Origin of the sequence: Parahaliea mediterranea (assembly GCF_017255185.1) — a bacterium.
Lineage (GTDB): Bacteria > Pseudomonadota > Gammaproteobacteria > Pseudomonadales > Halieaceae > JAFKCZ01.
Genome location: NZ_JAFKCZ010000006.1, coordinates 253871 through 278479 on the forward strand (window position 1 = coordinate 253871; position 24609 = coordinate 278479).

The window sequence follows — 24609 nt, forward strand, 5'->3', positions numbered from 1 at the left end:
GGGCTCACTGCCCGGCCCAGGCCTCGTTCCAGTCGATATCCCCGTAATCCTGCATTTCCCAGTAGAAACGGCTGCGGGGCCGGTCGTAGTTGCCGATCTCGTCCATGGTGTAGGCGTCGTACAGGCGCCCGTTGACCATCGAGTAGCGAACGCTGTTGCTGTTGCGGATATCCTCCAGGGGGTTGTCGTCGAGCACAATGATATCCGCCAGCTTGCCCGCCTCCAGGGAGCCGATCTGGTGCTCCAGCCCCAGGGTGCGGGCGCCGTTCATGGTCGCGGCGCGCAACACCCGGTGATTGCCGATGCCCCCCTGGGTCAGCAGCCACATTTCCCAGTGCATCGCCACCCCGGCCATTTGGCCGTGAGAGCCGACATTGATGGTCACCCCCGCGTCATCCAGCTTGCGGGTGGAGCGCGCCACCGAGCGGAAACCCACGTCCCACAATTCGTCCGCCAGGTGGATGCTGGTCATGCCGCGCACGTGGGGCGGCGCCGAGTGCGGCGCGCCCAGGGGGCTGTAGCTGCTGGTGGTGGTTTGCACGAAGGTCTGGATCTTGGGGTGCTCCCAGGCGCGGGTCTTCTGGTAGACGTAGTTCTCGCCAAACAGCTCGGCGAAGGTCACCACCAATGTCGGCGTGTTGGCGGTATCGCCATGGGCCATCAGCTGCACGAGATCGTCGTAGTAATTGGCCACCGGCAGGTTGTGCTCCAGGCACATGTGGCCGTCGAGGATCATGCCGATGTTGTCGTAGAAATGACTGGCGCCCTCGGCGTCCACCATGATGCCCGCCTCGCGCGCCGCCTTGACCAGTTGCTGCCGCTGGCGCCTGGCCGGCTGCTTGTAGCTCTTGATCACCGCGCCGCCCAGGGCGTTCTTGCGCCGCATCACCCGCTGCGCGTCGCCGTAGTCGCGCAAGGGCACGAAAGTCCCGTCGCCCTTGTTGCGGCGCCCGTAGACCACGAGGCCGGAGCTGATCGAACGCGGCCCCACGGTAATGCCCGCCAGGTTGGTTTCGCGCACTTCGTAGCTGGGCAGCTCCGTGGCGTAGGGGTCGAAGTTGGTGGTTACCCCGAAGGCCAGCGCCGCGTAGCGGCCCGGCTGCTTCTGCGGCAGGGAGCCGGTCATGTAACAGCAGTCGATGTGCCCGTGCATGTCCACCAACCCGGGCATCACTGTCTTGCCGCCGACGTCGATGCGCCGGGCATCCGCGGGAATGTCCACCTCGCCTTCCGGCCCCACCGCCACGATGCGATTGCCCTCCACCACCACCGTGCCGCGCTCGATCACTTCCTCGCCGCGCATGGTGATAACCCGTCCGCCCACCAGGGCCAGGCGCCCTTGCGGCACGTCGGATGCGACCTCGAGGCCGATGTCGGTCCGGGTGGCGACCGGTCCTTTTTCGGCGAATTGTGCCGCGGGCTCTGCGGTGACCAACTGCGCACCCAGCGTCCACGCCAGCTCGGCGCCATCGCCGCGCCAGGCCAGGGCGTAGCCCCCCACCTCCGTCAACCGCGCCACCGGCTGGGCATCGCCCCGCGCGCTGAGTTCTATCGGCTCGCCCAACTCGCGATAGGGCACGAGGTAGTACTGCTGCTCTTCGCGGAAGGCAATCCAGCGCAGATCCGGACTGACGCGAATCTCGCTGCGGTCGGCCCCCCTGGCCACCGCGTGGATGCGCAGGTCCAGGCCCCGGCGATTGACGCTGGCCAGTTCCGTGCGCTTGCCCTGCGGGTCGTAACCGACGCGCTCGAAGTACACGCGCTCGCCGTCGGGGGAGAACAGCGGCGCGGCGCCGCCGTCGTGCACCCGCGCGCCCTCCTCGCCATCGATTCGCACCACGTATAAACCGGGCTGCGAACGATAGCCCCCCATGTCCTTGTTGTGGTCCTCGACACGGTAGGTCAGCCAGCGCCCATCGGCTGAAAACGCCGGCTCGCGGATGACCCCGGGGCTCTGCGCCACCACCCGGTCGCGACGGCCCGCGGGGGAGGCGACTTTCAACGCCGAACCGCGCTCGTCATGCCATTCCACGTAGGCGATACGGCGGCCATCCGCGGCCCAGGCCGGCTCGGACTCGAAAACGGCGGCGTCGGTCAGGCGCTCGGGCTCTCCGTCGGGCAATGACTTGCGCCACACGTTCCCGAGCGCGGAGAACAGCAGGGTCTCGCCATCCGGGGACAGCGCCACGTGCCGCACCGCGCGCACGGTAAAGTGCTCTGGCGCGAGATCCCGGGCAAAGCGCGGCGTGTCGGTGATGCGGTGCCGCGACTGGGCGGTGAAGGGGATCACTTCGCTGCTGGCGCTGACGGTGTCGATCCGGCGCAGTTTCCCCCCCGCCCAGATCGCAATGTGCCGGTTATCGGGAAACCAGTCGTAGAGCGGGTAGTAGACGCCGTGGGGCACGTAGTCGCCCAGCGCGTCCCGGTCGAGACCGTCGTACACCGGCCGCTGCTCGCCGCTGGCCAGGTCGTAGACGAACAGTACGGTCTTGTCCTTCACCCGGCGAACAAAGGCCAGCGACTTGCCGTCCGGCGAGGGCCGCGGGCTGCTGGCGCCGCCAAAGCCCTCCACCAGGACCCGGCTGTCGCCGGTGGCCAGGTCGCGGCGCGTGATCACGAAGTTGGTGTGGTTGGCTTCCACGAACACGAAGTGGTCCGGGGCGCGGCGCTCGGTGTAGTAGAGGTAGCGCCCGTCCGGGGAAAACTGGGCCTCCTGTACGTCCTGGCCACTTTCCGCGCCGTCCACCAATAGCCGGCCATCGCCGCCCGCGGTATGAAACAGCCGCAGCTGGGAGGTACGAATTTTATCGAAGGTCGGGTCCTGGCGCGCGGCCACCACGTATTCGCCATCGGGACTCCAGTCGGCCGTACCATAAATATGAGGCTGGTGATTGCGGGTCAACGGCGCCGCGTCCGAGCCATTGGCGGCGGAGGTCCAGAGCTGGTCGGCGCCACTGCCATCGCTGACAAACAGCAGCCGCTGGCCGTCCGGGCTGAATCGCGGCAGGCGCTGGATCGCGGGCCCGTCATGCAGCACGCGCGCCTCGCCACCCGCGGCGGGCAGCGCGTAGATATCGCCCAGCAGATCGAACACTAGGGTCTCGCCGTCCGGGCTCACGTCCACGCTCATCCAGGTGCCTTCCTCCAGGGTAAAGGCGACCTCTGTCGCCGGCTGCCCGGTGTCGGCGATATCCCAGTCCCGCTCGGCGGCACTGGCGCCCTGCCCCAGCAGGAATGTCAACACCGCTCCAGTAACGGCGACCAGCGGGCGCGGCGGACGACATGTCGGTGCACGGTGTAGCGGCATGGGTAGGAACTCCTGGTTTCGTTATGTTGTGCGAAACATGGTAAGGCAGGGTCCGGCCGGGGAGTAGTTGCCAAGCGCGCCAGCGGCGGTGCCCCCGGCGCACCTTAGGCCACGCGATAGGCATCTCCTTGGCGCGGCGATGCAGACCTACAATGCCGATGTAATCGTAAAAAAACCTACCCGCAAGCACATCTGGAGAACGTACACATGAAGTTAGACGCGCACTGGATGCCGTTCACCGCCAACAAGGCGTTCAAAGCCAATCCCCGCATGCTGGCTTCGGCATCGGGCATGTACTGGACCAGTGGCGAGGGCGCGCGCATCCTCGACATGACCGCCGGCCTGTGGTGCAGCAACCTGGGCCACGGCCGCGAATCCGTGGCTCGCGCAATGTACGAGGCCTCGGTCAATCTCGACTACGCGCCCTCCTTCGGCTTCGGGCACGACGCCTCCTTCACCCTGGCGGAACGCCTCGCGGCGCTGGCGCCCGGCGACCTGAACCATGTGTTTTTCACCAACTCCGGCTCCGAGTCGGTGGATACCGCGCTGAAAATGGCCATTGCCTACCAAAGTGCCCGCGGCCTTGGCAGCAAGCGCATGTTCATCTCCCGGGAACGGGCCTACCACGGTGTCAACATGGGCGGCACCACTGTCGGCGGGATCACCACCAACACCCGCACCTTCGGTCGCTGGGCGCCGGTGGACCACCTGCACAGCACCCTCGACATCGAACGCAATGCCTTCAGCAAGGGCCTGCCGGATTTCGGCGCGGACCGCGCCGAGGAGCTGGAGCAGCTGATCCTGCTGCACGGCGCAGAAAATATCGCCGGGGTGATCGTGGAGCCCATCGCCGGCGCCGGCGGCGTGATCATCCCGCCCAAGGGCTATCTCAAGCGTCTGCGGGAAATCTGCGACGCACACGACGTGCTGCTTATTCTCGACGAGGTGGTGTGCGGCTTCGGGCGCACCGGCTCCTTCACCGCGGGCATCGAGTTTGACATCCTGCCGGACCTGTTCACCGTGGCCAAGGGCCTGACCAGCGGTACCGTGCCCATGGGCGCCGTATTCTGTCGCAGCGGCATCCACGACACCATCATGGCTTCCGCCGAGGGTATCGAGTTTTTCCACGGCTACACCTATTCCGCGCACCCCATCGCCTGCGCCGCCGCCCATGCCTGCCTCGACATCTACGAGGAGGAGGGCCTGTTCACCCGCGTCAACGAGGGTATTGGCAAGTACTTCGAGCACGTCCTGCACAACCTCAAGGACCTGCCGGAAATCATCGATATTCGCAACTACGGCCTGCTCGGCGCGATTGAATTCGCCGACCAGGGCAGCGAGGCGCCGGTGGGTGTGCGCGTGTTCCAGGAGGCCTGGAAACAGGGAGTGATGCTGCGCGGACTGGGCAACATCGTGGTGATGTCGCCGCCGCTGGTGGCGGAGGAGTCCCATATCGACGAATTCGCCGAAAAAATCTGGCGATCCATCCGTACGGTAACCGAAGAGCAACGCATGACGGCGTGAGTATGCGCTGCGTGCAGCGGGTGCCACCCGGCAGATAAGACTATACAACCAAGGGGGTAATACCATGAAACGTCTAGGCAAAGCACTCACACTCACCACCTGCGCGGTGGTGCCACTCGGCGCCCAGCAGGCAGTGGCCCAGGGTGAACAGTCCCGGCAGTTAGAAGAGGTACTGGTCACCGCGCAAAAACGCGAACAGCGGCTGATCGACGTGCCGATGAGCGTCACCGCCTTCAGCGGCGACCTGCTGGCACAGAAAGGCATCAACAACATCCAGGACCTGTCCTTCGCGGTGCCGGGCATGTCCCTGCGCGAGGACGGGCCGGGCAGTTACGTGATCTTCATGCGCGGGCTGGCCAACACCGACTCCAACGGCGCCCTGGTCAGCGTCTACCTGGACGAGGCGCCCATGAGCCTCACCGGCTACGATCAGTTGGACCTGCGACCCATCGACCTGGCCCGGGTAGAGGTGTTGAAAGGGCCCCAGGGCACCCTGTACGGCCAGGGCGCCATCGCCGGCACCGTGAAGTACGTGGCCAACTCGCCCGATTTCGACGGCTTCCACGGCGACATCAAGGGCTCCTTCGCCAGCATCGACGACGGCGACACCCGCGAGGCGGTCACCGCCACCCTCAATATGCCGGTGATCGACGATGTCCTCGCCCTGCGCTTCGCGGGCACCGTGGAACGCGGCGGCGGCTGGCAGGACCAGCCCGAAGCCGGCATCAAGGACGGTAACAACCAGGACCTCAACCACTTCCGCCTGAAGGCCCTGTGGAATATCAGCGACCGTTTTTCCGCCGAGGCCCTGGTACAGTCCCACCGCAACGAGACCGAGCTGGGCCTGGGCTACGAGGAGCCGGATCGCACCGTGGCGGTGGCCATCGACCCCTCGACCAAATTGCTGCCCAAGGAATACGACTACGACCTCTACTCCCTCACCCTGGACTACGACCTCGGCTTTGCCAACCTGATCAGCGCCACCACCTACACGGACCACGACCACCAGTATCCCTTTACCTACTTCGGTACCGAGGAAACGCTCTACGACGGCACCCTGGAGGGTAACGACGCGCGCTTTCTGCAGGCCGAGCAGGTCACCCAGGAACTGCGCCTGGTGTCCAGCGGGGAAACCCGGCTCAACTGGACCGTGGGCGGCATCTACCAGGACCTGGAGCGCGACTTTTCCGCCGTCTACGATACGCTGTACTTTGGCGTGGTCTACCCCGATGCCCAGTACACCAGCAATTACACGATCGAGTCCTACGCGCTGTTCGGCGACGTATCCTACAAACTCACCGAGCGGCTGGAACTCGGTGTGGGCGTGCGCTACTACGAAGACGACCAGACCTCCTTCGACGGCGACCTCACCGAGGAGGACAGTTTCGACTCCACCGACCCGCGGCTCTACGCCTCCTACAGCCTGAGCGACAACGCCAACCTGTACGCCAGCGTGGCCAAGGGCTTCCGCAGCGGCGGCTTCAATCGCGGCGACCTGCCCAACTACCAACCCGAGGAAGTGCTCAGCTACGAGATCGGCACCAAGGCCTCGCTGCTGGACGGCCGCCTGGACATGGAACTGGCTGCCTACTACACCGAGTACGATGACATGCTGCGCCGCGGCCTGATCTTCATCGATACATCGTTCGTGGAACTGACCAGCAATATCGGCAATGTCGAGGTGAAAGGCTTCGAGGCCGGCTTCAACTGGTCGCCGGTCGCCGCGCTGACCCTGAATGCCACCGCCTCCTACATCGACAGCGAGGTCGTCGAGGTGCGCTCCACCGACGCCACCAATATCGTGGGCGACCCCACTGATTACGTACCGGAGTTCAGCTACAGCCTGGGCGCCCACTACGACTTTAACTGGTTTGGCGACCGGCCGGGCTTCGCCCGCGTCGACTACAGCTACCGCGACGCGGTGAGCTATGTCGATCGCAGCAGCTTCCCCGACGAGAACCTGCCGCAGATGTCCGACGACATCGCCCTGCTCGACGCACGCCTGGGCATCTCCTGGGAGCGCGTGTCGCTGGAACTGTTCGGCACCAACCTCACCAACGAGAACGAGTACATCGACCCCTACCGGGGCTGGAAAAACGCCAACCGCACTCGACCGCGCACCCTCGGCGTCGAGGCCACCTACTCCTTCTAACCCAACCGTTCTCACCGCCGCCGGGGCAACCCTCTATCCTGTCCCGGGGCGGTGAGCTTTTTACAGCGACCCATCACTTCCCCAACCCTAAGCCCACCGTCTCCTTTTTTCCTCACTTGAATGACCGCGGGGTCAGGCAGGGTGAGCGTTATGCCATCGACGATCCGCACATCGGCCTTGCCAGCGCCCAGCGTCCCATCGCAGCGCGATTGACGACGTGCCGGCAGGAGCGGTCGGGCACTGAGGGTCTGGGCGAGCGGATCTCCGTCGGCGGGTAGAGGCGTTCTCGGTGGGTGGGCAATGACTGCTTCACGGCATCGAGCAGCGTGTCGCTGGCCAGCAGATTGAAAAAGTGCTCGCTGTCACACTGGCGGCTACGGTGAAAGCGCAGGCGCGCCGGTTATCGGCGGGAGACGGCGGGGTTGCCATGGGACAATAAGATCCGCTCCGGTGTGGGTTGGGGGAATTGCAACCTACCACCGGGTCGATCTCTTTTGTATCTAATTCATGGGATTAGGCTTAAAAGTAAGTGCCATTCGGGACGAGTGCCATTCGGGACGGATACCCATTTCTCCGGAAATAGGTATCCGTCCCCGTTTTCCTGCAGCCGGCCGTTCGAGGCGATGTCGGAGGAAGGGCTCAGCGAACTGCTGAGGTTGCAGCCGGACCTGGATTGGCGGTCTGTCGCCGCTACCGGCGACGAATCGTGCGCTGGCGCCACATCCACAAACCGGTGCCGGACATCGCCGCCAGCACCAGGGCCATGGCGGCGGCCACCACCCTGCCGGGCAAACCCAGCAAAACCCCACTGTGCAGGGCCTGGCGATTGGCCAACAGTTGACCGGACACCGTGCGCCGCTCCTCGACCACGGCCATGGTGCCGGCGCCCGCATCGCCGACGCGGACCACGCGCGGCGCCGCCCCGGGCAGCGCGGCGTCGGCAAAGGCGACCCGGTACTCCCGCCGGGATGGCGAATAGTCGACGGCGGCCGGCACCAGAGTAGCTGCCGGTTGCGCCAGCGCAGATAGCGCCAGCTGGTAGGCCCGGCCATGATCCAGGGGCGCGTCGTGCGCAACCGGGGTAAGGTGCTCGGTGGCCAGGGTGTCACCGCCGACCAACTCGACCAGCGGTCGCGTAACCTCGTCCTCCAGGACCATGCTCAGGCCCGTGACAATGGTCACCAGCGCCACCGGCAGGGTCCACAAGCCGAGAAGCCGGTGCCACTGCAGGGTCGCCGGACGCCCCCGCAAGCCGCGCTGCCAGGTGAGCTGGCGTCGCCGGGCGGACAACACGAGGTAGAGCCCCACCAGCGACAGCGCCAGCCAGGCCAGGGCGATGACCGCCAGCACCCGGTGACCGATGCTGCTGGGCATCAGCAGGCGATTGTGCACCTTGTACAACAGCGGTAGCCAGTTGGCGCGCGCGCAGCACTCGCCCCATTGCCGCACGCCGTTGACCCGGCCGGTGGTGGGATCGACAAAGGCCTCATCGAAATCCAGCGCGTGAGCGTCGCCGGTGCGCGGATCGAGCCGCGGCGCCACGTAGGCCACCACGGCGCGGCGTGGCTCCCGCACCAGCGGCAGGTGGGTGAGATGGGCGCGCGGCAGCTGGGCCTCGATGCGCGCCGCCAGTTCCCCGGGCGGCAGCGCCGGCGCCCCGGGCTGCGCGACCCGGTACAATCCGGGATTTAACAGCGCGTCCCATTCCTGTTCAAACACCACGGCAAAGCCCGACAGGCTAATTACCAACAGAAAGCCGAGCAGGCTGAGCCCCAGGTAGCGGTGCAGGTTGAGCAGCGCCTTGCGTGACATGATCCCGCCCCTTACTGCCGCCGGCCCAGCTGTTGCCAGTGCCCCGGGTTCAGTACCAGCTGGCCGTCGGCGGCAAAACGCAGACGCAGGGGGTAGCGGCTGTCGACGGTAAAGTCGGTGGCATCGACCGGCAGCAGTCGCACCGGCTCCTCGCGCCCGATCGCGTAGACATCGCGCTCTCCGGTGGCCCGCGCGTAGAGTTCCCCGTCGCGATATTCCACCTGCAGGCTCGCCTTCGGGCTGAAGCGGTAGTGGCCGCCCAGCTTCGCCAGCGCCCCGGCGTCCAGCACCTGGCGGTCACGGAATTCGGGATGTGCCGGCTGTGGCGGCACCGAACTGAGGATGGCGTCCCACATCACTTCCGAGGCCAGGGTGCCCAACTCGGCGGAGGAAAACACCGTTTCGTCGAGCTCGCCGGTGGACACGGCGTAGAGCACGTCGCCGTCGAAGATCGTGGCGAAAGGTTGCAGGCCGCGGGCCATGGAGGTGTGCACCTGGGCCGCCAGGCGCTTGAGCTCCGCCGGGGTCATTTTTTGGTTGGTGACTACCAGGCTGACCGTGGTGTTCTTGCGGTTACCCGCCTCCGGCGCCTCGCGCTTGGCCACGAACTCACTCATCAGGTCGCGGGTCTTCAGGGGGCTGGGCCAGCCGTCTTCACCGTAGCAAGCCACGGCATTGCCGTCGCGGTCGGTGACCGCGCCCAGGGCATTGACCACGGTAAAGGTGGCGATTTTCACCTCGCCGAACTCACGGTAAGCGCCCCCCTGGCCCGAGTAGGCATTGCAGCCAAAAAAGCCGCCGGTTTTGGCGAAGCGACCCGCGCCGTGGGCCCCGAGGGGAAAGCGGCCGCTATCGGCGGCGCGAAACGCGGCCTGGGCCAGGCGTTTGTCGGGATAGATCTCGTTCAGGCGCCGGCTGCCGAAATCGAAGATAATGGAGCCCACCGACATGGCGATACTCGGCTCGAGGGAGAAGGCGTCGCCGTCGCGTATGCCGTCGTCCTTGAGCGCGGTCGCCACCGCGGTGGTGGCCTCCAGGCCATACCAGGAACCGCCGGCGAACACCACGGTATCGAGTTCCGGCATATCGTAACCCAGTTCCATGTAGGCGGCGTTGACGGTGCCGGGACCGCCGCCGCGGACATCCACCGCCACCTGGGATTTCTCCTGGAAGTGGAACACCGTGACGCCGGTGGGACCCTCCTCGTATTCACCGGTCCCCACTTTCAGCATCGGCCAGTCGTATTCGAGTACCCGCTCCCCCGCCTGGTTGAGCAGCGGCCGCAGGTGCTGCTGTGGCCCGCCTTCGGCGAACGCCGCCGGTCCCGCCAGGGTCAGGCAGGCCGCGAAAACAGCCGGAGAAAACGCGGAAAATCGTGGTAGTACGGGCATCTAAAGCCTCCCTGGTCGGCACTGGATATCGCCCCGATGGTACCCGAGCGCCACCGCGCGGGGGGAGATGCCAATCGCGCCGCGGGCGTTGCGCGGCACTCACCTGGCTGGCTCTTGAGATTGGCCAATGAGCGAGGGGTGTGGCTGGCGCACCGGGGGCAACGCAATAGGCATCTGCCCGCCTCGGCGGCCCCCGCCTAGACTGGGCACATAACGCCAATCACCGGAGGACACCCGCATGGGAAGCGACAGCCCCCGCCCGGGCCACTATTTATCCCGCAGTCTGCGGGACGAGGGCGAGGCACTGTTCGTGCCCGGCCATTTTCAATTTCGCGACGAAGCACAGATGCTGTCGCTGGTAGCGGCCTATCCGCTGGCGCAACTGTTCACCGCGGAGCAGGGGCGACACCGGGTGACCGCCTCGCCGATGGTGGCCCTACCCCAGCGCGATGCGCGGGGTGCGCTGCAGTTCATTGGCCACATGGCGGGACGCAACCCCCAGGTGTCGGCCATTCAGGCCGGGGCACGGGCCACGGCGGTATTCAGTGGCCCGGGGGCCTATGTGTCGCCGCAATGGTTTCGCGTCACCCACACCGCCCCCACCTGGAACTACCGCGCGGTACAGGCCCACGGCCAGCTGGAAGCCATTACCGACCCCGAGGGTGTCCGCGAGGTACTGCGCCGCACCATCGATCACGTGGAGCTGGGCGCCCACCCCGACCCCGGCGCAACGCGCTGGACCCTGGACGACCTGCCCCGGGAGCGCGCCGATTTCCTGCTGGACAAGGTGACCGCCTTTCGCCTGGTAATCACCCACCTGGAGGGTGTGAACCGGCTCAACCAGGACAAGCACCTGGACGACATTCTCGGCATCATGGCGGCACTGTCGGAATCGCCACAACCCCAGGGCGCCGCGGTGGCCGGCGCCATGGCCGCGGAACTGGCCGGCGCCCTGCCCCTGCCGGTTTCGGCCTAAGGGGCCGCGCGGGAGGCCCTGTTATGGTAGGCTGGCCACATTCGGTGTATGGAATCTTTCATGGGATCTGACCGCCAAGCCACGGACCGCTACCGCGCCAAGCTCCCGGCGCGCAAGTCCATACCGCCCTTCGAGGCACTGCGCGCCTTCGACGCGGTGGCGCGCCTGGGGGGCATTCGCAAGGCCGCCCAGGCCCTGTGCCGGGACCACGCGGTGGTCAGCCGCCACCTGCGCACCATCGAGGACTGGACCGGCACGCCGCTGATCGAACGCACCGCCGCCGGCGCGGTGCTCACCGAGGCCGGCCGCCGCTACCACCGGCAGATCGGCCCCGCCATCGACGATATCGCCGACGCCACCCTGGAACTGCTCAAACTCAGCCAGGACAACTGCCTGCAAGTCTGGTGCATGCCCGGCTTCGCCCTGCACTGGCTGATCGGCCACCTGGCCGCTTTCGAGGAGGCCCACCCCGGCCTCGACATCGAACTGCGCTCCACCCACGAACAGGCCGACTTAAACCGCATGGAAGCGGACGTGGACATTCGCCTGGTGCCCGCTTCCGAAATCCCCTTCCAGCCCTCCCCGGGGATCAGGGCCATGGAAGTCGCCAGCCCACCGATCATTCCGGTGGCCAGTCCCGACTACCTGTCACAGGTCGCGACGATCAATGAACCGCGGGACCTCCTCGATCACGAACTGCTGCACGAGGAGGACTTCGACACCTGGCGCATCTGGCTGGCGGCGCACGACATCGAGGACTGCGAGTTCAGCGGCCCGCGCCTGTGGGACGGGCACATGACGCTGGCCGCGGCCCGCCAGGGGCGCGGCATCTCCCTTACCAACCCCCTGGTGGCGGCGGACGACCTGACCAGCGGAGTGCTGGTGGAGATCGGCCGGGGCCGCCCGGAATTTCGCCCGGTGCATCCCTGGTCCTACTGGTTCTTCGCCCGGGTCGACCGCTGGGACAGCCCGACCATCCGCCGCTTCCGCAACTGGCTGTGCAAGACCGTGGCCCGGGAGATACCGTCCGCGGCCGCCAAGCGCGGCGACTGACCCCGCCCGGGCAGCGGCGGACCGCTACTCAATTTATGCTCCCTGGCTTATGCTGGAGCCTCCGCAATACTGAGGAGGCCCCATGGTCACCGTAGACTGGTACGCATTCACCCCCTGGTCCGCCCTGATCGGCGGCGCATTGATCGGCCTGGCGGCCGCCCTGTTCATCCTGTGGAGCGGCCGTATCGCCGGCATCAGCGGCATCCTCGGCGGCCTGCTCCGGCCCGCCGAGGGCGACACCCTGTGGCGCGTGGCCTTTCTCGGCGGGATGATCGTCACGCCGCTGTTGTGGCAGATGTTCGACCGCCTGCCCGCGATCCGCATCGAGGCGGGCTATCCCATGATCATCGCCGCCGGCCTGATCGTCGGCTACAGCACGCGCCTGGGGGCCGGCTGCACCAGCGGCCACGGGGTGTGCGGCATCTCCCGCCTGTCTCCGCGCTCGCTGCTGGCCACCGTCTGCTTCATGGCCACCGGCTTCCTGACCGTGTATGTCGTACGCCACCTGGCGGGAGGCTGAGATGAACCAACATTTCCTGACCGCCCTGCTCGCCGGCCTGATCTTCGGCCTGGGCCTGCTGGTTTCCGGCATGGCGAACCCGGCCAAGGTGCTTGCTTTCCTCGACATCGCCGGCGACTGGGACCCCAGCCTGGCGCTGGTAATGGCCGGCGCCATCGCCGTGGGCCTGGTGGCCTTCACCCTCGCCCGCCGCCGCAAGACCAGCCTGCTGGGCGAGCCCATGCGCCTGCCCACCGCGACGCAAATCGACCGCCCGCTGGTGCTGGGCAGCCTGGGCTTCGGCATTGGCTGGGGCCTGGCGGGCTTCTGCCCCGGCCCCGCCCTGGTGGCACTGGGCGCCGGCGAGGCCAAGGCGCTGGTATTCGTGGCGGCAATGCTCGGCGGCATGGGCGTGTTCGAGCTGACCCGGCGGTGATCGCCGCCATCGGCAGTGCCATTGGCGAGGACGGCGAGGCGCTGGTGGCGGCGACCAGCGATCAGGCGATGAAAAACCGGCTGCGTATGAATACCCAGGAGGCCGTGGATCGCGGCGGCTACGGGTCGCCGACGATTTTCGTGGCTGGGGACGATATGTATTTTGGCAACGATCAGCTGCCACTGGTGCGGGGTGCGCTGGCTTACTAAATAGACAGGACCTCTATGCGGGAGCGGACATGGGGCATGTTATGCGCCTGATATTGGATGCAGTAAGGCATGACACAAACCGTCTACAGTGCGGGTAACAAGTATGGCCGCGATACTGCTGGCGGTCGAAGTGCGTCTATTCGCAAGTGCCAGCGTTCATTCTACGGGCCGCCAAAACCATGCTCCATAAGCATCCTCGTGGTCAGAGCCTCTTATAAACGGATTGGCTCCAATACTTAGCTTCTCCCTGCTTGGCTCAAAGGGTTGGGCGTCATAAGCTGTGACAATATGCACCCAACCCTCATCGGATAGATCATCACTCAGCAGAGCAATCAAGTTGAGATTTATCACTTGTTCGAGCTCTCTATCCATTTCTGCCTTGGTATAGATAAAATCTCCAAGGATGTAGCGATCCCTGGTTTTATAGGACTCAATGAGTAGCCGAACATCCTTACCGGAGGCCCACATGTATCCGGTCAAGTCTATGGCGCTGCCGGGTAAATGGCCGGAACATAATTTGTCGGGACAGACTTCACGTATCGTATTGTAAGAATAGTTAACAAAATTCCGGGGCTGAAGCCATTCTTGCCCATTAACCCTGACGGGTCGATTGTCAGGTACTGCTATTTCGGGTGGCGTCTGTTTGAATACAGGCATGAGATAGAAGACTTCGGAAGACTTTACCAACTCTTGAAGTTGAACATTGTCTTCCGAACCAGGGTAGTCAGAAAAGTACAGCTTACACTCAGGATCGGCAGAGCCACCGCAAAAGAACCTGCTCCCCGAATTCCATTTATGGAAATACCAGCCTTCACCGGGTACAGCTCTGAATTCGTCGGAAAACCCTGTATCAGTTACGTCAACCACGCATACAAGACCAGCAACGCAGGTGCCAGAACCGGTTGATCGCACTTCCCCACCCTCCACAACAATAACGGCCAACTTGCAGCCCGGTACCGCCAGCGAGGAGATGACGAACAGGAGCCCTATGATTGTTCGTCTCATTAAATGCACTCTTTCGGGGAGGTGCACAATATTAGCAGTCGCGGGTCAAAACCCTGATTGATGGCGGTCAAAAAGCGATACTGTTCACAAGACGAATGGTGCTTATCAGCACTGTATTAATCGCGTAGAGAAAAGTTTAGCGAGCTTCGGTAAGGGATAGCAGTGAGGCGTGGCGCCCGCCCGGAAAACGCGTTGTGGAAGGAGATCTTTCTTAATTCAATACATCAATAAAATTGACATCGAGAAATTTCGATTCTGCTTGTCACTACAATATCGATCTACCAACCTGATGCTCCGGGTCTTCCGGTCGTTGGGTGCCTTGCCACACTGACCGGAACATATTCACAAACCGTTACTAGAAATGGATCTGCAGGCCGACAAGCGGCCCGTGGGTCACGGTGTCGTACTTGAAGCTGCCCGGCGTGCCCACCTTGCCTTCTTCGTAGTCGACCCAGAGAAAGTTATAGCCAAGCTCCAGCCGCCAACGGTCGGTGAAGCTGTAGACAAACCCCGACTTCAGGTCGCCGGTATACTCGGAATCGCCCATGCCGACGTCGGCGTACAAATACCAACGCCAGGCCTGCGTGAGCGAGGTGGAGGCCCGCAGCCCCAGGAATCCGTCCGTCCAGCTGGGATCGGCGCCGAGGGCGCGTTGGCCGAGCTGCTCCTTGCCGGGGCGGAGTTTCAGATCCAGTTCGTTATCCCAGTAGCGCGCGCCGAAGAAGAAATCCACGACGGAGCCATTGGCTAAATCCATGTGGTACATGAGACCGAACTGGGTTACTGCCTGCCTCACCTCGGCCTCCACCCGCAAGCGCTCACCTTCGGTCCTGCCACTACCCTTGAGGTCCATCATGCCCCAGTCGAGGAACAGGCCCCAATTGCTCCGGTGATAGGCCTCAATGCGTACCATGCCCGCGGCGTCGAGTTTGTCGAGTATGCTATCAAAGTCCACACTCACATCCAGACCGTCGAGGCGCCCGAGGGCGCCGTCGCCCTCGATGGTGGTGGCGACCAGATAGGGTTCGACCATAATATGCCAGTCATCGACTGCCTGTGCCTGCGTGCCAGTCCACAATGGTGCGCAACAAACAAGGCATCTTGCAGTTTTCGACAACATGCTATAGCTCCATCGGGGCTTGTATTAAAGCTCAATATAGACCGTGGCAACCTATTTGCCACCAAAGACGACGCTGGCGATCAGGACGAAGCCCACCCCCCAGGAATATCTCGTCTACACTTAGCTGAATGGTTTCCCATGGTTCGAAACCACCAATGACGCTGCAGCTGATCTACTGCCGCAGCAATGGGTGGAGCCTCATGAATACGATGGCCATAACCCGGAGGGTTGTAATTCCCAGCGTATTAACTTGCGTATTTTCCAGCCTGTTGGCCGCAGAAGTATCTGTTCCTGAACCCACTAAACTTCACGTCGTTGCATCGACAGAAGGCTCGAATGTCGTTTGGTCAGAACTGCTGGGGGAGATCGAAAGCGCCGATGCCAGCGCGGCAGTTACTGTGATTGATATCGAGGGATCAAATGCTAAAAGGGCCCGAGGTGTTCTGATAGAACTTAAAAATGCAGCTTCAACAGACCATGTTTATGTCACGGACGACTTGCTCCCCAGTCTTCGAAAGGAGCTTCAGGAACTTGAGCTCAACCTCCAATACGCCGGTGAATGCGAAGCCAAACACCAGTGCGTATTAGGTATCGCGAGATGCAGACCCTCGCAAACCAAAAGACAGGCCTATTGTCCGGGTTTCTATTCCACCGCAGAATCTGACGGCGGATTTATTCTGTCGACGCCGCGTAACACCTTTTTATTCCCGTCCATACGGGCTGCCCAGTTCGATAGCTTCATCAGTGAAGCCGTGCAGGTTTTTATAGCAAATGAAGCGCCTGACCATGGTGTTGACGAGCCTTCTGTGGATATCCTGGGCGTCAAGATCAAACGCGGTATGCGCGAAAATCGAGACCCGGAGTGACCAGGAGCCCAACTACACGATTTTTGCCCTATAGGAGAAATACCCTGCAGTGCAAATACACTTCGTGGCCGGGCGTAAAACAGCACTTCTCAAAGAGGGCTTACGCGTGAATCCGGTACCGGATAAATACAAATCTCGAGGCAGAAAAATGCAAGGCACTGAATGGTGCGCGTACGTCAACTGATGGAACCGATCTGTATGACTTACGGCCTAGGGGTATAGGCCACTGCAAATCGCGTTGCCAAGCCAGATAAACGCCTGTCCAGGGTCCATAGCCTGCCACCAGGGGTCATAAGCGCGGAAGCCAGCAGGGCCATGTCTATCAGGCCGCAGCCCTGCCCGTACAGTTGATGTTGTTCGATGAAATCCATCACTTCCTGCATGCTGGCCTGACTAGCAGGACGCAACAGGGCAATATCGCGAAGTGTTCGTATTCTTGGGGCAGGGGGCGTGCCGCAAGCCAACTCACCCAGCACAAAGGGATGGGATAGTGCGTCGTCCTGCAGCAACAGGGAGACAAGGGCCTGATTACTGTTTCGGAAGTGATCCACCCAAACCGAGGTGTCAACCAGAACGCTCACGTCTGGGCTGGATTACCCCGCCGGCGCGGAATATTCTCCATATCCGGGGCCTTCCCACCGAGGGCCGCCAGGCGCTTGCCTGACTGCACCCTGACAAAGGTACTGATGGCTTCCCGGAATAGGTCAGCTTTGTTCATGTCCGGATCCGCGACTTCCAGGGCCTTTTCGTAGAGGTCGTCGTCAATGGTCACAGTGGTTCTCATGGCGATCACCCAGAATCAATTTTGATGCATTTACGCATCTAATCACACATCTCAAAGTGCCGCAAGATAGGCCGACCAACAACAGCTAGCCCGGCGCTTTTTCCCGCCGTAAAGGCTGGCACATGCAGTGCACCCCGCCACCCCCGGCAGTGAACATCGACACATCCGGGTCGATCACCGTCAGGCCGTGGGCGCGGCATTTTTGTGCCAGTTCGGTATTGTCTTTGGGCAGCAGCACGCGCCCGTTGCCCAGGGCCACCACATTGCAGCCCAGCTCCAGCATCGCGCGGTAGGAGATGTCGATCAGCTCGATGCCGCGCCCACGCAGCCAGTCGACGAAGTCCTGTTCCAGGGCCTGGATGCAGGCCGCGGCCAACTTGTGATCGAGCATGGCCAGCTTGACGTCGAGGTGCAGGAAATAGGGGTCGAAGCGGTAACTGACGAATTCCCAGCCCTCGGCCTCGATCCAGTCCTGCACCTGGGCCAGGCCTTCGGGGCTGGTGCGCTCGCCGCTGGAGCCGCAGACCACCAGCCCCGGTTCCAGCACCATGAAGTCGCCGCCCTCGAACGCGCCGGCGGTGACCACGTCGTAGACGGGAATCTCCCGGTCGCGGTAGAACTCCAGTACCGGCTTCCACTCGCCGCGCCTCCAGGGGCTGTACATCTGGGTGACGATCGGTCCCCAGGGGGTCATCACCGAGGAGTCCCGGGCGTAGAGCTGGTAGGGCAGCACCGGGTCCGGTTCCAGGATATGGGTGTTCACGCCGGCCTGACGGTAAGCGTCCAGCATCTCGCCGTACTGGGCGCGGGCGGTCTCGCGGTCGAAGCGGCGGCCCAACCGCTGGGAGCGCCGGGACATGGCGTTGCCGCTCTGCCAGCTGTAGTGGTCCATGGGGCCCAGCAGCACGTCGCGCAGTACGCCGTACTCGGAGTCCATGCCCCACTGGCTCAGGATGGGGCTGCCGCCGCCGGGCTGTCGGTGTGTCAGTTTCATGTCGTGATCTCCGCTCTATCGGCCACCGCCAGCAGCAGGACATTGGCGCCGGCCTCCGCCTGTTCCGGGGTGATGTTCTCCGCCTCGTTGTGGCTCAGGCCACCCTCGCAGGGAATGAATATCATGCTGGTGGGCGCCACGCTGGCGACATTGCAGGCGTCGTGGCCGGCGCCGGACACCATCTGCCGGTGGGAATAGCCGAGCGCGTCCACGGCGTTTTGCACCGCCGCCACGCAGCCCGGATCGAAAGCCACACCGGGCGCCACCCAGAAGCATTCGCGCTCGTGCGGCAGGGAATATCGATCGCAGGCCGACTGGACGATTTCCTCAAAACCGTCCAGCATGGCCCGATAGCGGGCCTCGTCGGGATGGCGCAGATCTACGGTGAACTCGACCCTGCCGGGCACCGTGTTGCTGGAACCGGGTTCGGCGGTGATAAAGCCGATGGTCACCCGGCTGTCCTCGCCCTGCTCTTCCGCCAGCTGGTAGAGCCGCGGCAGGATGTCGCCGAGGGCCATCACCGGGTCTTTGCGCAGCGCCATGGGGCTGGGACCGGCGTGGGTTTCCTGGCCGCGGATCACCACCCGGTGGCGGCTCATGTGCTGCACGCCGGTCACCACGCCAATGGCGAGACCCTCCGCCTCCAGCACCGGCCCCTGCTCGATGTGCAGTTCGAAGGCGGCGTGCACCGGTTGCGATGTCGCCGGATGCTCCCCGAGCTGCCCGGTGCGCGCCAGTTCATCGCGCACACTGGCGCCGTTGCGGTCGGTCAGGGCGTAGGCCGCTTCCAGGGGCATATTGCCGGACCACACCGCCGAGCCCATCATCGCGGTGTCGAAGCGGCAACCTTCCTCGTTGGTCCACACCGCCACTTCCAGTGGGTGGCGGGTCTGCACACCGGCCTCGTTCAAGGCCTCGATCACCTCCAGGCCCGCCAGCACCCCGTAAACACCGTCGAACTTGCCGCCGGAGGGCTGGGTGTCCAGGTGGCTGCCCATCAATACCGGCGGCAAACTGTCGTCGCTGCCCGGGCTCCGGGCGAACAGGTTGCCCACCGCGTCGCGGCGGACCGTGCAGAGCGCGTCCTCGCACCAGCGCGCGAACAGGGCGCGCCCGTCCCGGTCCTCGTCGGTCAGGGCCTGGCGATTGCAGCCCCCGGCCGGGGTGGCACCGTACTGGGCAATCTCCATCAGCCGCGACCACAGGCGCCTGCCATCGACGCGCAATGCGTCGCGCGGGTTCGATGCCGTCATGACTTACCCTCCGTTTCCGCGACAAACGCGGCAATGCGGTCAAAGGCCGGGCGCAGCACGTTGATCGGCTGGGCCAGGGACACGCGCACATAGCCGCGGCAGTTCTCGCCAAAGCCAAGCCCCGGCAACACCGACACCCCCGCGGCGTCCAGCAGGCGCTGCGCGAACACGGTGCCGTCGGCGGCAATAGCACGCACATCGATCATCACGAACATACCCGCGGCGGGTACCTGGCACTGCAGGCCCGGGATCGCGGCCACCCGCTCGCAGACATAGTCGCGGCGCACCCGGTATTCCTCGCGCACACCCTGGATATACTCCTCGTCGTTGGTGAGCGCAAAGGCGGCGGCGTCCTGCACGAACTGGCAGCAGCCGAAGATCGTGGACGAGGTGAAATCCAGCAGGCGATCCGCCAGCGCGCGCGAGGTCACCGACCAGCCCAGGCGCCAGCCAGTCATGGCGTGGGACTTGGACAGGCCGTCGATGATGATGACGTTGTCCAGGCTCGCCGCCGCCCGGCGCAGCGATACATGGGGCGCGTCGAAGGTAATCATCGAATACACCTCGTCGCAGATCAGCCACAGGCCGCGCTCGCGACAGATATCCGCCAGCGCGCGCAGGTCCGCCTCGGCGATCACGTTGCCGGCGGGATTGCCCGGGGTGTTGACCATGACCACGCGGGTCTCGGGGGTGATTGCCGCCTCGACCGCCGCCAGGCTGAAGGCAAAACCGCCATCGGCGTCCAGGTCAAAGGACTGCTTGCGGATATCGAGGGCGCGGAATATGCCCTCGTAGCCGATGTACATGGGCTCCGCCACCACCACGCCCTCCCCCGGATTGACCAGGGTCGCCAGCACCGAATAGATGGCATTGGTCGCGCCGGGAAACACCACCACCTCGTCCGGGTCGCAGGGCTTGCCGGAGGCGCGGGTTTCGATGTCGGCAATGGTCTGGCGCAGGCACGGCTCGCCGCGCCCCGGGGCGTAGTGGGTGCGCCCCTTGTGCAGGGCGTCGATGCCGGCCTGCACCACCCGCGGCGGCGTGGGCAGATCGGGGTCGCCCACCGACAGCAGGTAGACGTCCTCGCCGCTCTCGAAGCGTTCGCAGGCGCGATCGTGCACGGCCCACACGCCCTGGGCTTCGTCCTCAAGGCGCCGGCTGAGTTGGCTGAACTGGCCGCTGAAGGGCCCAACGCTCACGTTCATTGCTTGATCCTCTGCTGTGTTCATTGGGGCCCGCTCCCCGGGAGGAAATCCCCCTCGCGGACCTCGATCAGTGTCGGCACCTGCCGCGCGTTCGCCTCCCGCAGCAGGCGCTCCAGCTCCTGGTGATTGCGGGCCCGCTCGGCGGCGCAGCCGTAGCCGCGGGCGATCGCCAGCAGGTCCGGCGTATAGATATCGCAGGCAATGGGCGCCATCCCGGCGTCCTCGAAATTGCGCGCGATCATGTCGTAGCGGGTGTTGTTCCACACCACCACCGCCAGTCCCAGTTGCGCCTCCACCGCGCTCGCCAGTTCGGGCAGCGTGAACTGCAGGCCGCCGTCCCCCAGCAGCGCGATCACCGGGCGGTCCGGCCGGGCCAGCCTGGCGCCGCAGGCCGCCGGCAGCGCGTAGCCGAGGGTGCCGTAGCCGGTGGCGGCACTGGCGAAGCTGCGCGGCGCCGGGGGGTGGTACTGCGCGGCGGCGTAATAGGCCGGCTGGGTGGAATCCGCCACCAGCACCGCACCGGGCAGGGCGGACTCCAGGGTGTCGAGGAAGCGCTGGTAGTGAGGGTCGTGGCCGCGCACCGCCGACAGCACCGCGTTGGTGCGCGCAGCGCCGCCGCGCTCGCGCCGCTCCAGGCGCGGCAGCAGCGCCGACAGGGCCGCGGCGCTGTCGGCGCGAATGGCCAGGTCGGGGCGCGCGTTGCGGCACAGCTGCGCCGGGTCGATGTCGATGCGCACCAGTTCGCCGCCCAGGGCGAAGCCGCCGTCAAAGAAAAAGTCGTAATCGGTTTCGCTGAACTCGGTGCCCACCCCCAGAATCAGGTCGGCCTCCAGGTACAACTCGCGCACCGCCTGGAAGGACGGCGAGGTCGCCACCAGCAGGGGATGATCCGGGGGCAGGATACCGCGCGCATTGTGGGTAAGCGTCACCGGCGCATCCAGCGCCTCGGCCACGTCCCGGGCCAGCGCGGCGGCATCCGCCGCCCCGCCGCCCAGCGCAACGACCGGACGCTCGGCCCGGTTCAGGCGCCGCGCGGCCTCGTCTATCTGCGCCTCGGGAGCCACCGGCCGCTGCGCCAGGGGCCAGGCGCGGGCATCGACATGCCCGGCTTCGGCGGTGATCACGTCCAGCGGCAGGGCCAGGTGTACCGGGCCGGGGCGCTCGCTGTGCAGTATGGTAAAGGCCCGGGCCAGGACCTTCGGCAGCTCGTCGGGGCGCATCAGCGTGTGGCTCCACACACTGGCTTCTGCCATGGCCGCCTGCAGGTTGCGGGTCTCGTGCAGGCGGCCCTCGCCGAGGCCGCGCTCGTGCCGCTGGTTGTCGGCGGAGATGACCAGCATCGGCACCGAATCCTGCAGCGCCTGCCCCATGGCGGTGGCGATATTGAGCGCGCCCGGACCGGAGACCGTCAGGCACACCGCGGGCCTGCCGGTGACCCGGGCGTATCCGTCGGCCATGAAACCCGCCCCCTGCTCGTGCCGCGGGCTAATGTGGCGAATGCCGCCGTCCCGCAAGCCCCGGTAGAGCTCGATGGTGTGGGTGCCGGGAATACCGAAGGCCGTGTCGATGCCGTGGTCCGCCAGCATGCGCATCAAAAGCTCGCCGCAATTCATGGATATCGCTCCGTAAAACCGAAAAACCCGCTATTGATACTAGCTCGCCCGACGCTATCGCAATATCGACATTTCCGGCATACTTGATGCGAAAAACTCATGAACTTAAGGCAATGACCCGACAGCTCCCCTCCACCCAGGCCCTGCTGTGCTTCGAGGCCGTGGCCCGCAGCGGCAGCGTGACCCGCGCCAGCGAGCAGCTGCACATGACCCAGAGCGCGGTCAGCCGCCAGGTGCAGACCCTGGAAAACCTGCTGGGCACCCCGCTGTTCGAGCGCTCGCGCCAGCGCCTGCGTCTCAACGACCTGGGCGCCGCCTACCTCGAGCAGGTAACGGGCGTTCTGGAGGACCTGCGCGGCGCCACCCAGCGCACCCGCCGCGCGGCCACCGGGCATTTGTGCGTGGGTGTCGAGCCGGCGCTGGCCAGTTCCTGGCTGATCCCGCAGCTGAGGGGCTTCAACCGGGACCACCCGCACATCAGCGTGGAGCTGCTGACCGACATGGAGCGCCTGCGCGCCGGCAAGGCGCAGTGGGATATCGCCATCGTGTACGGCGAGCCGGCCTGGCAGGACCGGACCTGCATCCCGCTGATGCAGGAAATGCTGGTGGCGGTGAGCACACCGGAGGTGCTGGAGAGCGGCCCGCCGATGGCACGCTACGCCGATGCCCTGCACTACCCCATCGTGCACCACACCGGGCCCTTTTCCACCAGCAACAGCTGGCTGCTCGCGGCCGGGCTGTCGAACACAGAGATCCAGCAGTTGCCCGGCCCGCGCATGGAGACCTTCAGCCTGGTGATGCAGTGCGCGGCCCAGGGCCTGGGGATCGCCTTCCTGCCCACCTACTTCGTCGCCGAGGCGCTGGAGCGGGGCAACCTGATGCGGGCGGGCGACCTGCGGCTGGCCTGCGAGCAGTACTATTACCTGGTGCTGCCCAAACAGGGCGCCACACCCGCGGTGGCAGTGTTCAGCGATTGGCTGCAGTCGCTGTCAGCACCGGGCGGCAGTCAATCCAGCGGCACCGCGTGATGCCGATGCAGCGCGCTGCCTAAATCATCGGCGCGCTGCAGCGCCTTGTTGACCGCGGGCCGGAAAAACCGGTAAGGGCGCATCGCGCGGGGCTGGTCCATGCGCTCAAAGCTCGCCCGGTCCAGGCGGAAGGTGTTTACCGTGCCGGCGGTCACACCGGCACCGCCGGCCAGGGCCTCGCGTGTACGGGGCCTGGCAGCGGCGAATACGCCGCGTATCTCGTGATGCAGGGGCGCATAGCGGACGGTCGCCGCGCTGACCTGCGGGACGGCGTTCACCGCCAGCCCCGCAGCCGTCGCCTCCCCGATCATCCATGCCAGGGTGTTGTCGGAGAGGTCCGCCTCGCGGTAGCCGCCGCCCACATCGGCGTGCGCTCCGGCAAACCAGGTTTGCTGCAGGGTCTGGTGGGGGTTGTTGGGGTGGGTGCCGTGCCACAGCAGCGGGCGAAAATCCCCGCGCAATTCGTGAATGGCCAGGGCGTGCCTGGCGTGGGTCATATAGTACGGCAGGCCGGTTTGGTGGTACTCGTTGTAGGGGTCGGTGAGCACACTGGCGCGTCGCGGCAGTCCCAACGCCGCCACGGTATCCCACACGCCGATGAAGTGGATCGGCAGTGCCGTCTCATCGTCGGCGCCCTCCCGTCCGTCGGTGATCCGGTACAGAAACTCACGCAGCCGGCTCTGGCGGGTATCGATCGCGTGCCGGTATAGCCAGTAGGCCCCATCCACAAACTCGAGCTTCTCGCGCAACAGTATGCCCACGTGGTCGACAAAACCCGCCAGCGATCGCGCGGCGAAGGCGCCGCGGCTGAAGCCGAACAGGTAGATGTGATCGCCGGGCTGGTAGTGCCGGCAGAGGAACTGGTAGGCGTCGACGATGCGGTTACTGGTACCGCCACCGGTGGCGCCGGCCAACACATTCAGCGGCCGGCCCAGCCACTGCCGCACCCGACGCCCACCGGATGGGCTCTCTTCGGGGAAAGGCGGCGAACCCAGGGTACCCACACCGCGCAGGTAGCACAGTTCCTGGTGACTCGCGCTGCCTTGGCAGAGCTCGTAGAGCTTGCGCACATTGGTGTTTTGGGCATTTTTCCTGCCCCGGGGATAATTCCAGGTACCGTCGATAAACAGCGCGATGTTCTTTGGCATGTCGCGGCGACCCGCTGGTGATTCCGGTTATTGGCCAGTATAGACGGCCCTATCAGGCATCTGTGGTAGCGGCGCGTTCCACGGCCCGGGAACCGATCGAACCGGTGGCCACGCCCTCGGGACGTTGGCCACCTTGATAATTCCGGTCACACGATCCCGAAGTCGTCCCCATCCATCAATCCCTTCGCCGACGATTGCGCCTAGACTGCGAACCTGGGTCACACACCCAGCCAC

General features: G+C 64.9%; 21 protein-coding genes. 9 read left to right on the forward strand and 12 right to left on the reverse strand.

Annotated features, from left to right (window positions below; translation table 11 throughout):
- Window positions 1–4: 4 nt before the first annotated feature.
- On the reverse strand, window positions 5–3244 hold the full coding sequence (locus tag JYP50_RS09715) for an amidohydrolase family protein (protein ID WP_431311297.1): 3240 nt from the start codon (window positions 3242–3244) through the stop codon (window positions 5–7).
- A gap of 270 nt (window positions 3245–3514) precedes the next feature.
- On the opposite strand from JYP50_RS09715, the gene JYP50_RS09720 reads away from it, so the two are divergent.
- Together JYP50_RS09720 and JYP50_RS09725 are read left to right on the forward strand one after the other, a co-directional pair.
- On the forward strand, window positions 3515–4831 hold the full coding sequence (locus tag JYP50_RS09720) for an aminotransferase class III-fold pyridoxal phosphate-dependent enzyme (protein WP_206560310.1): 1317 nt from the start codon (window positions 3515–3517) through the stop codon (window positions 4829–4831).
- A gap of 64 nt (window positions 4832–4895) precedes the next feature.
- Window positions 4896–6983 carry a TonB-dependent receptor gene (locus tag JYP50_RS09725; RefSeq protein WP_206560311.1) on the forward strand — a complete coding sequence of 696 codons (2088 nt, stop codon included), beginning with the start codon at window positions 4896–4898 and terminating at the stop codon, window positions 6981–6983.
- A gap of 690 nt (window positions 6984–7673) precedes the next feature.
- Here the strand turns inward: JYP50_RS09725 and JYP50_RS09730 are convergent.
- Window positions 7674–8795 (reverse strand): PepSY-associated TM helix domain-containing protein, encoded by a 1122-nt coding sequence (locus JYP50_RS09730; RefSeq protein ID WP_206560312.1) that lies wholly within the window; start codon window positions 8793–8795, stop codon window positions 7674–7676.
- Window positions 8796–8806: 11 nt separating this feature from the next.
- Window positions 8807–10186, reverse strand: a complete 1380-nt coding sequence (locus tag JYP50_RS09735) for a P1 family peptidase (RefSeq protein ID WP_206560313.1) — start codon at window positions 10184–10186, stop codon at window positions 8807–8809.
- Window positions 10187–10424: 238 nt separating this feature from the next.
- Here JYP50_RS09735 and JYP50_RS09740 point away from each other — a divergent pair, with 238 nt between their 5' ends.
- The 5 genes from JYP50_RS09740 (at window position 10425) to JYP50_RS09760 (ending at window position 13359) form a co-directional block, all read left to right on the forward strand.
- Complete coding sequence (locus JYP50_RS09740) at window positions 10425–11162, forward strand: FMN-binding negative transcriptional regulator (RefSeq protein ID WP_206560314.1); 738 nt, start codon at window positions 10425–10427, stop codon at window positions 11160–11162.
- 60 nt (window positions 11163–11222) lie between these two features.
- Window positions 11223–12215, forward strand: a complete 993-nt coding sequence (locus JYP50_RS09745; protein ID WP_206560315.1) for a LysR substrate-binding domain-containing protein — start codon at window positions 11223–11225, stop codon at window positions 12213–12215.
- Window positions 12216–12297: 82 nt separating this feature from the next.
- Window positions 12298–12735 carry a YeeE/YedE family protein gene (locus JYP50_RS09750; RefSeq protein ID WP_206560316.1) on the forward strand — a complete coding sequence of 146 codons (438 nt, stop codon included), beginning with the start codon at window positions 12298–12300 and terminating at the stop codon, window positions 12733–12735.
- A gap of 1 nt (window position 12736) precedes the next feature.
- On the forward strand, window positions 12737–13150 hold the full coding sequence (locus tag JYP50_RS09755; protein WP_206560317.1) for a YeeE/YedE family protein: 414 nt from the start codon (window positions 12737–12739) through the stop codon (window positions 13148–13150).
- Window positions 13147–13359, forward strand: coding sequence for a DsbA family protein (locus JYP50_RS09760; protein ID WP_347136760.1), 213 nt, complete (start codon window positions 13147–13149; stop codon window positions 13357–13359). The genes JYP50_RS09755 and JYP50_RS09760 overlap by 4 nt, the downstream gene beginning before the upstream one ends.
- Before the next feature lie 156 nt (window positions 13360–13515).
- Here JYP50_RS09760 and JYP50_RS09765 read toward each other — a convergent pair whose 3' ends face one another.
- Window positions 13516–14364, reverse strand: coding sequence for a hypothetical protein (locus JYP50_RS09765; protein WP_206560318.1), 849 nt, complete (start codon window positions 14362–14364; stop codon window positions 13516–13518).
- A gap of 355 nt (window positions 14365–14719) precedes the next feature.
- Window positions 14720–15397: a hypothetical protein gene (locus tag JYP50_RS09770; RefSeq protein ID WP_206560319.1), complete on the reverse strand. Its 678-nt coding sequence runs from the start codon at window positions 15395–15397 to the stop codon at window positions 14720–14722.
- 242 nt (window positions 15398–15639) lie between these two features.
- On the opposite strand from JYP50_RS09770, the gene JYP50_RS09775 reads away from it, so the two are divergent.
- Complete coding sequence (locus JYP50_RS09775) at window positions 15640–16350, forward strand: hypothetical protein (RefSeq protein WP_206560320.1); 711 nt, start codon at window positions 15640–15642, stop codon at window positions 16348–16350.
- A 203-nt stretch (window positions 16351–16553) separates the two neighbouring features.
- On the opposite strand, the gene JYP50_RS09780 is transcribed toward JYP50_RS09775, so the two are convergent.
- The 6 genes from JYP50_RS09780 to JYP50_RS09805 form a co-directional block, all read right to left on the reverse strand.
- Window positions 16554–16931 (reverse strand): type II toxin-antitoxin system VapC family toxin, encoded by a 378-nt coding sequence (locus JYP50_RS09780; protein ID WP_206560321.1) that lies wholly within the window; start codon window positions 16929–16931, stop codon window positions 16554–16556.
- Window positions 16928–17134 carry a type II toxin-antitoxin system VapB family antitoxin gene (locus JYP50_RS09785; RefSeq protein ID WP_206560322.1) on the reverse strand — a complete coding sequence of 69 codons (207 nt, stop codon included), beginning with the start codon at window positions 17132–17134 and terminating at the stop codon, window positions 16928–16930. Before JYP50_RS09785 ends, JYP50_RS09780 begins: the two co-directional genes overlap by 4 nt.
- Window positions 17135–17219: 85 nt before the next feature.
- The gene (locus JYP50_RS09790) at window positions 17220–18128 is read right to left on the reverse strand and encodes a dimethylarginine dimethylaminohydrolase family protein (protein WP_206560323.1); all 909 of its coding nucleotides are present in this window, start codon (window positions 18126–18128) and stop codon (window positions 17220–17222) included.
- Entirely contained in the window at window positions 18125–19381 is a 1257-nt protein-coding gene (locus JYP50_RS09795; protein WP_206560324.1) for a Zn-dependent hydrolase, read from the reverse strand. The genes JYP50_RS09790 and JYP50_RS09795 overlap by 4 nt, the downstream gene beginning before the upstream one ends.
- Window positions 19378–20610, reverse strand: coding sequence for a pyridoxal phosphate-dependent aminotransferase (locus JYP50_RS09800; protein WP_241263000.1), 1233 nt, complete (start codon window positions 20608–20610; stop codon window positions 19378–19380). Before JYP50_RS09800 ends, JYP50_RS09795 begins: the two co-directional genes overlap by 4 nt.
- Window positions 20607–22199, reverse strand: coding sequence for a 5-guanidino-2-oxopentanoate decarboxylase (locus JYP50_RS09805; protein ID WP_206560325.1), 1593 nt, complete (start codon window positions 22197–22199; stop codon window positions 20607–20609). Before JYP50_RS09805 ends, JYP50_RS09800 begins: the two co-directional genes overlap by 4 nt.
- Window positions 22200–22312: 113 nt before the next feature.
- Here JYP50_RS09805 and JYP50_RS09810 point away from each other — a divergent pair, with 113 nt between their 5' ends.
- A complete protein-coding gene (locus JYP50_RS09810) occupies window positions 22313–23227 on the forward strand; it encodes a LysR substrate-binding domain-containing protein (RefSeq protein ID WP_206560326.1) in 915 nt (304 codons plus the stop codon).
- Here the strand turns inward: JYP50_RS09810 and JYP50_RS09815 are convergent.
- Window positions 23206–24375: a DUF2235 domain-containing protein gene (locus JYP50_RS09815; RefSeq protein ID WP_206560327.1), complete on the reverse strand. Its 1170-nt coding sequence runs from the start codon at window positions 24373–24375 to the stop codon at window positions 23206–23208. The two genes, JYP50_RS09810 and JYP50_RS09815, sit on opposite strands and share 22 nt — an antisense overlap.
- Window positions 24376–24609 lie beyond the last annotated feature (234 nt).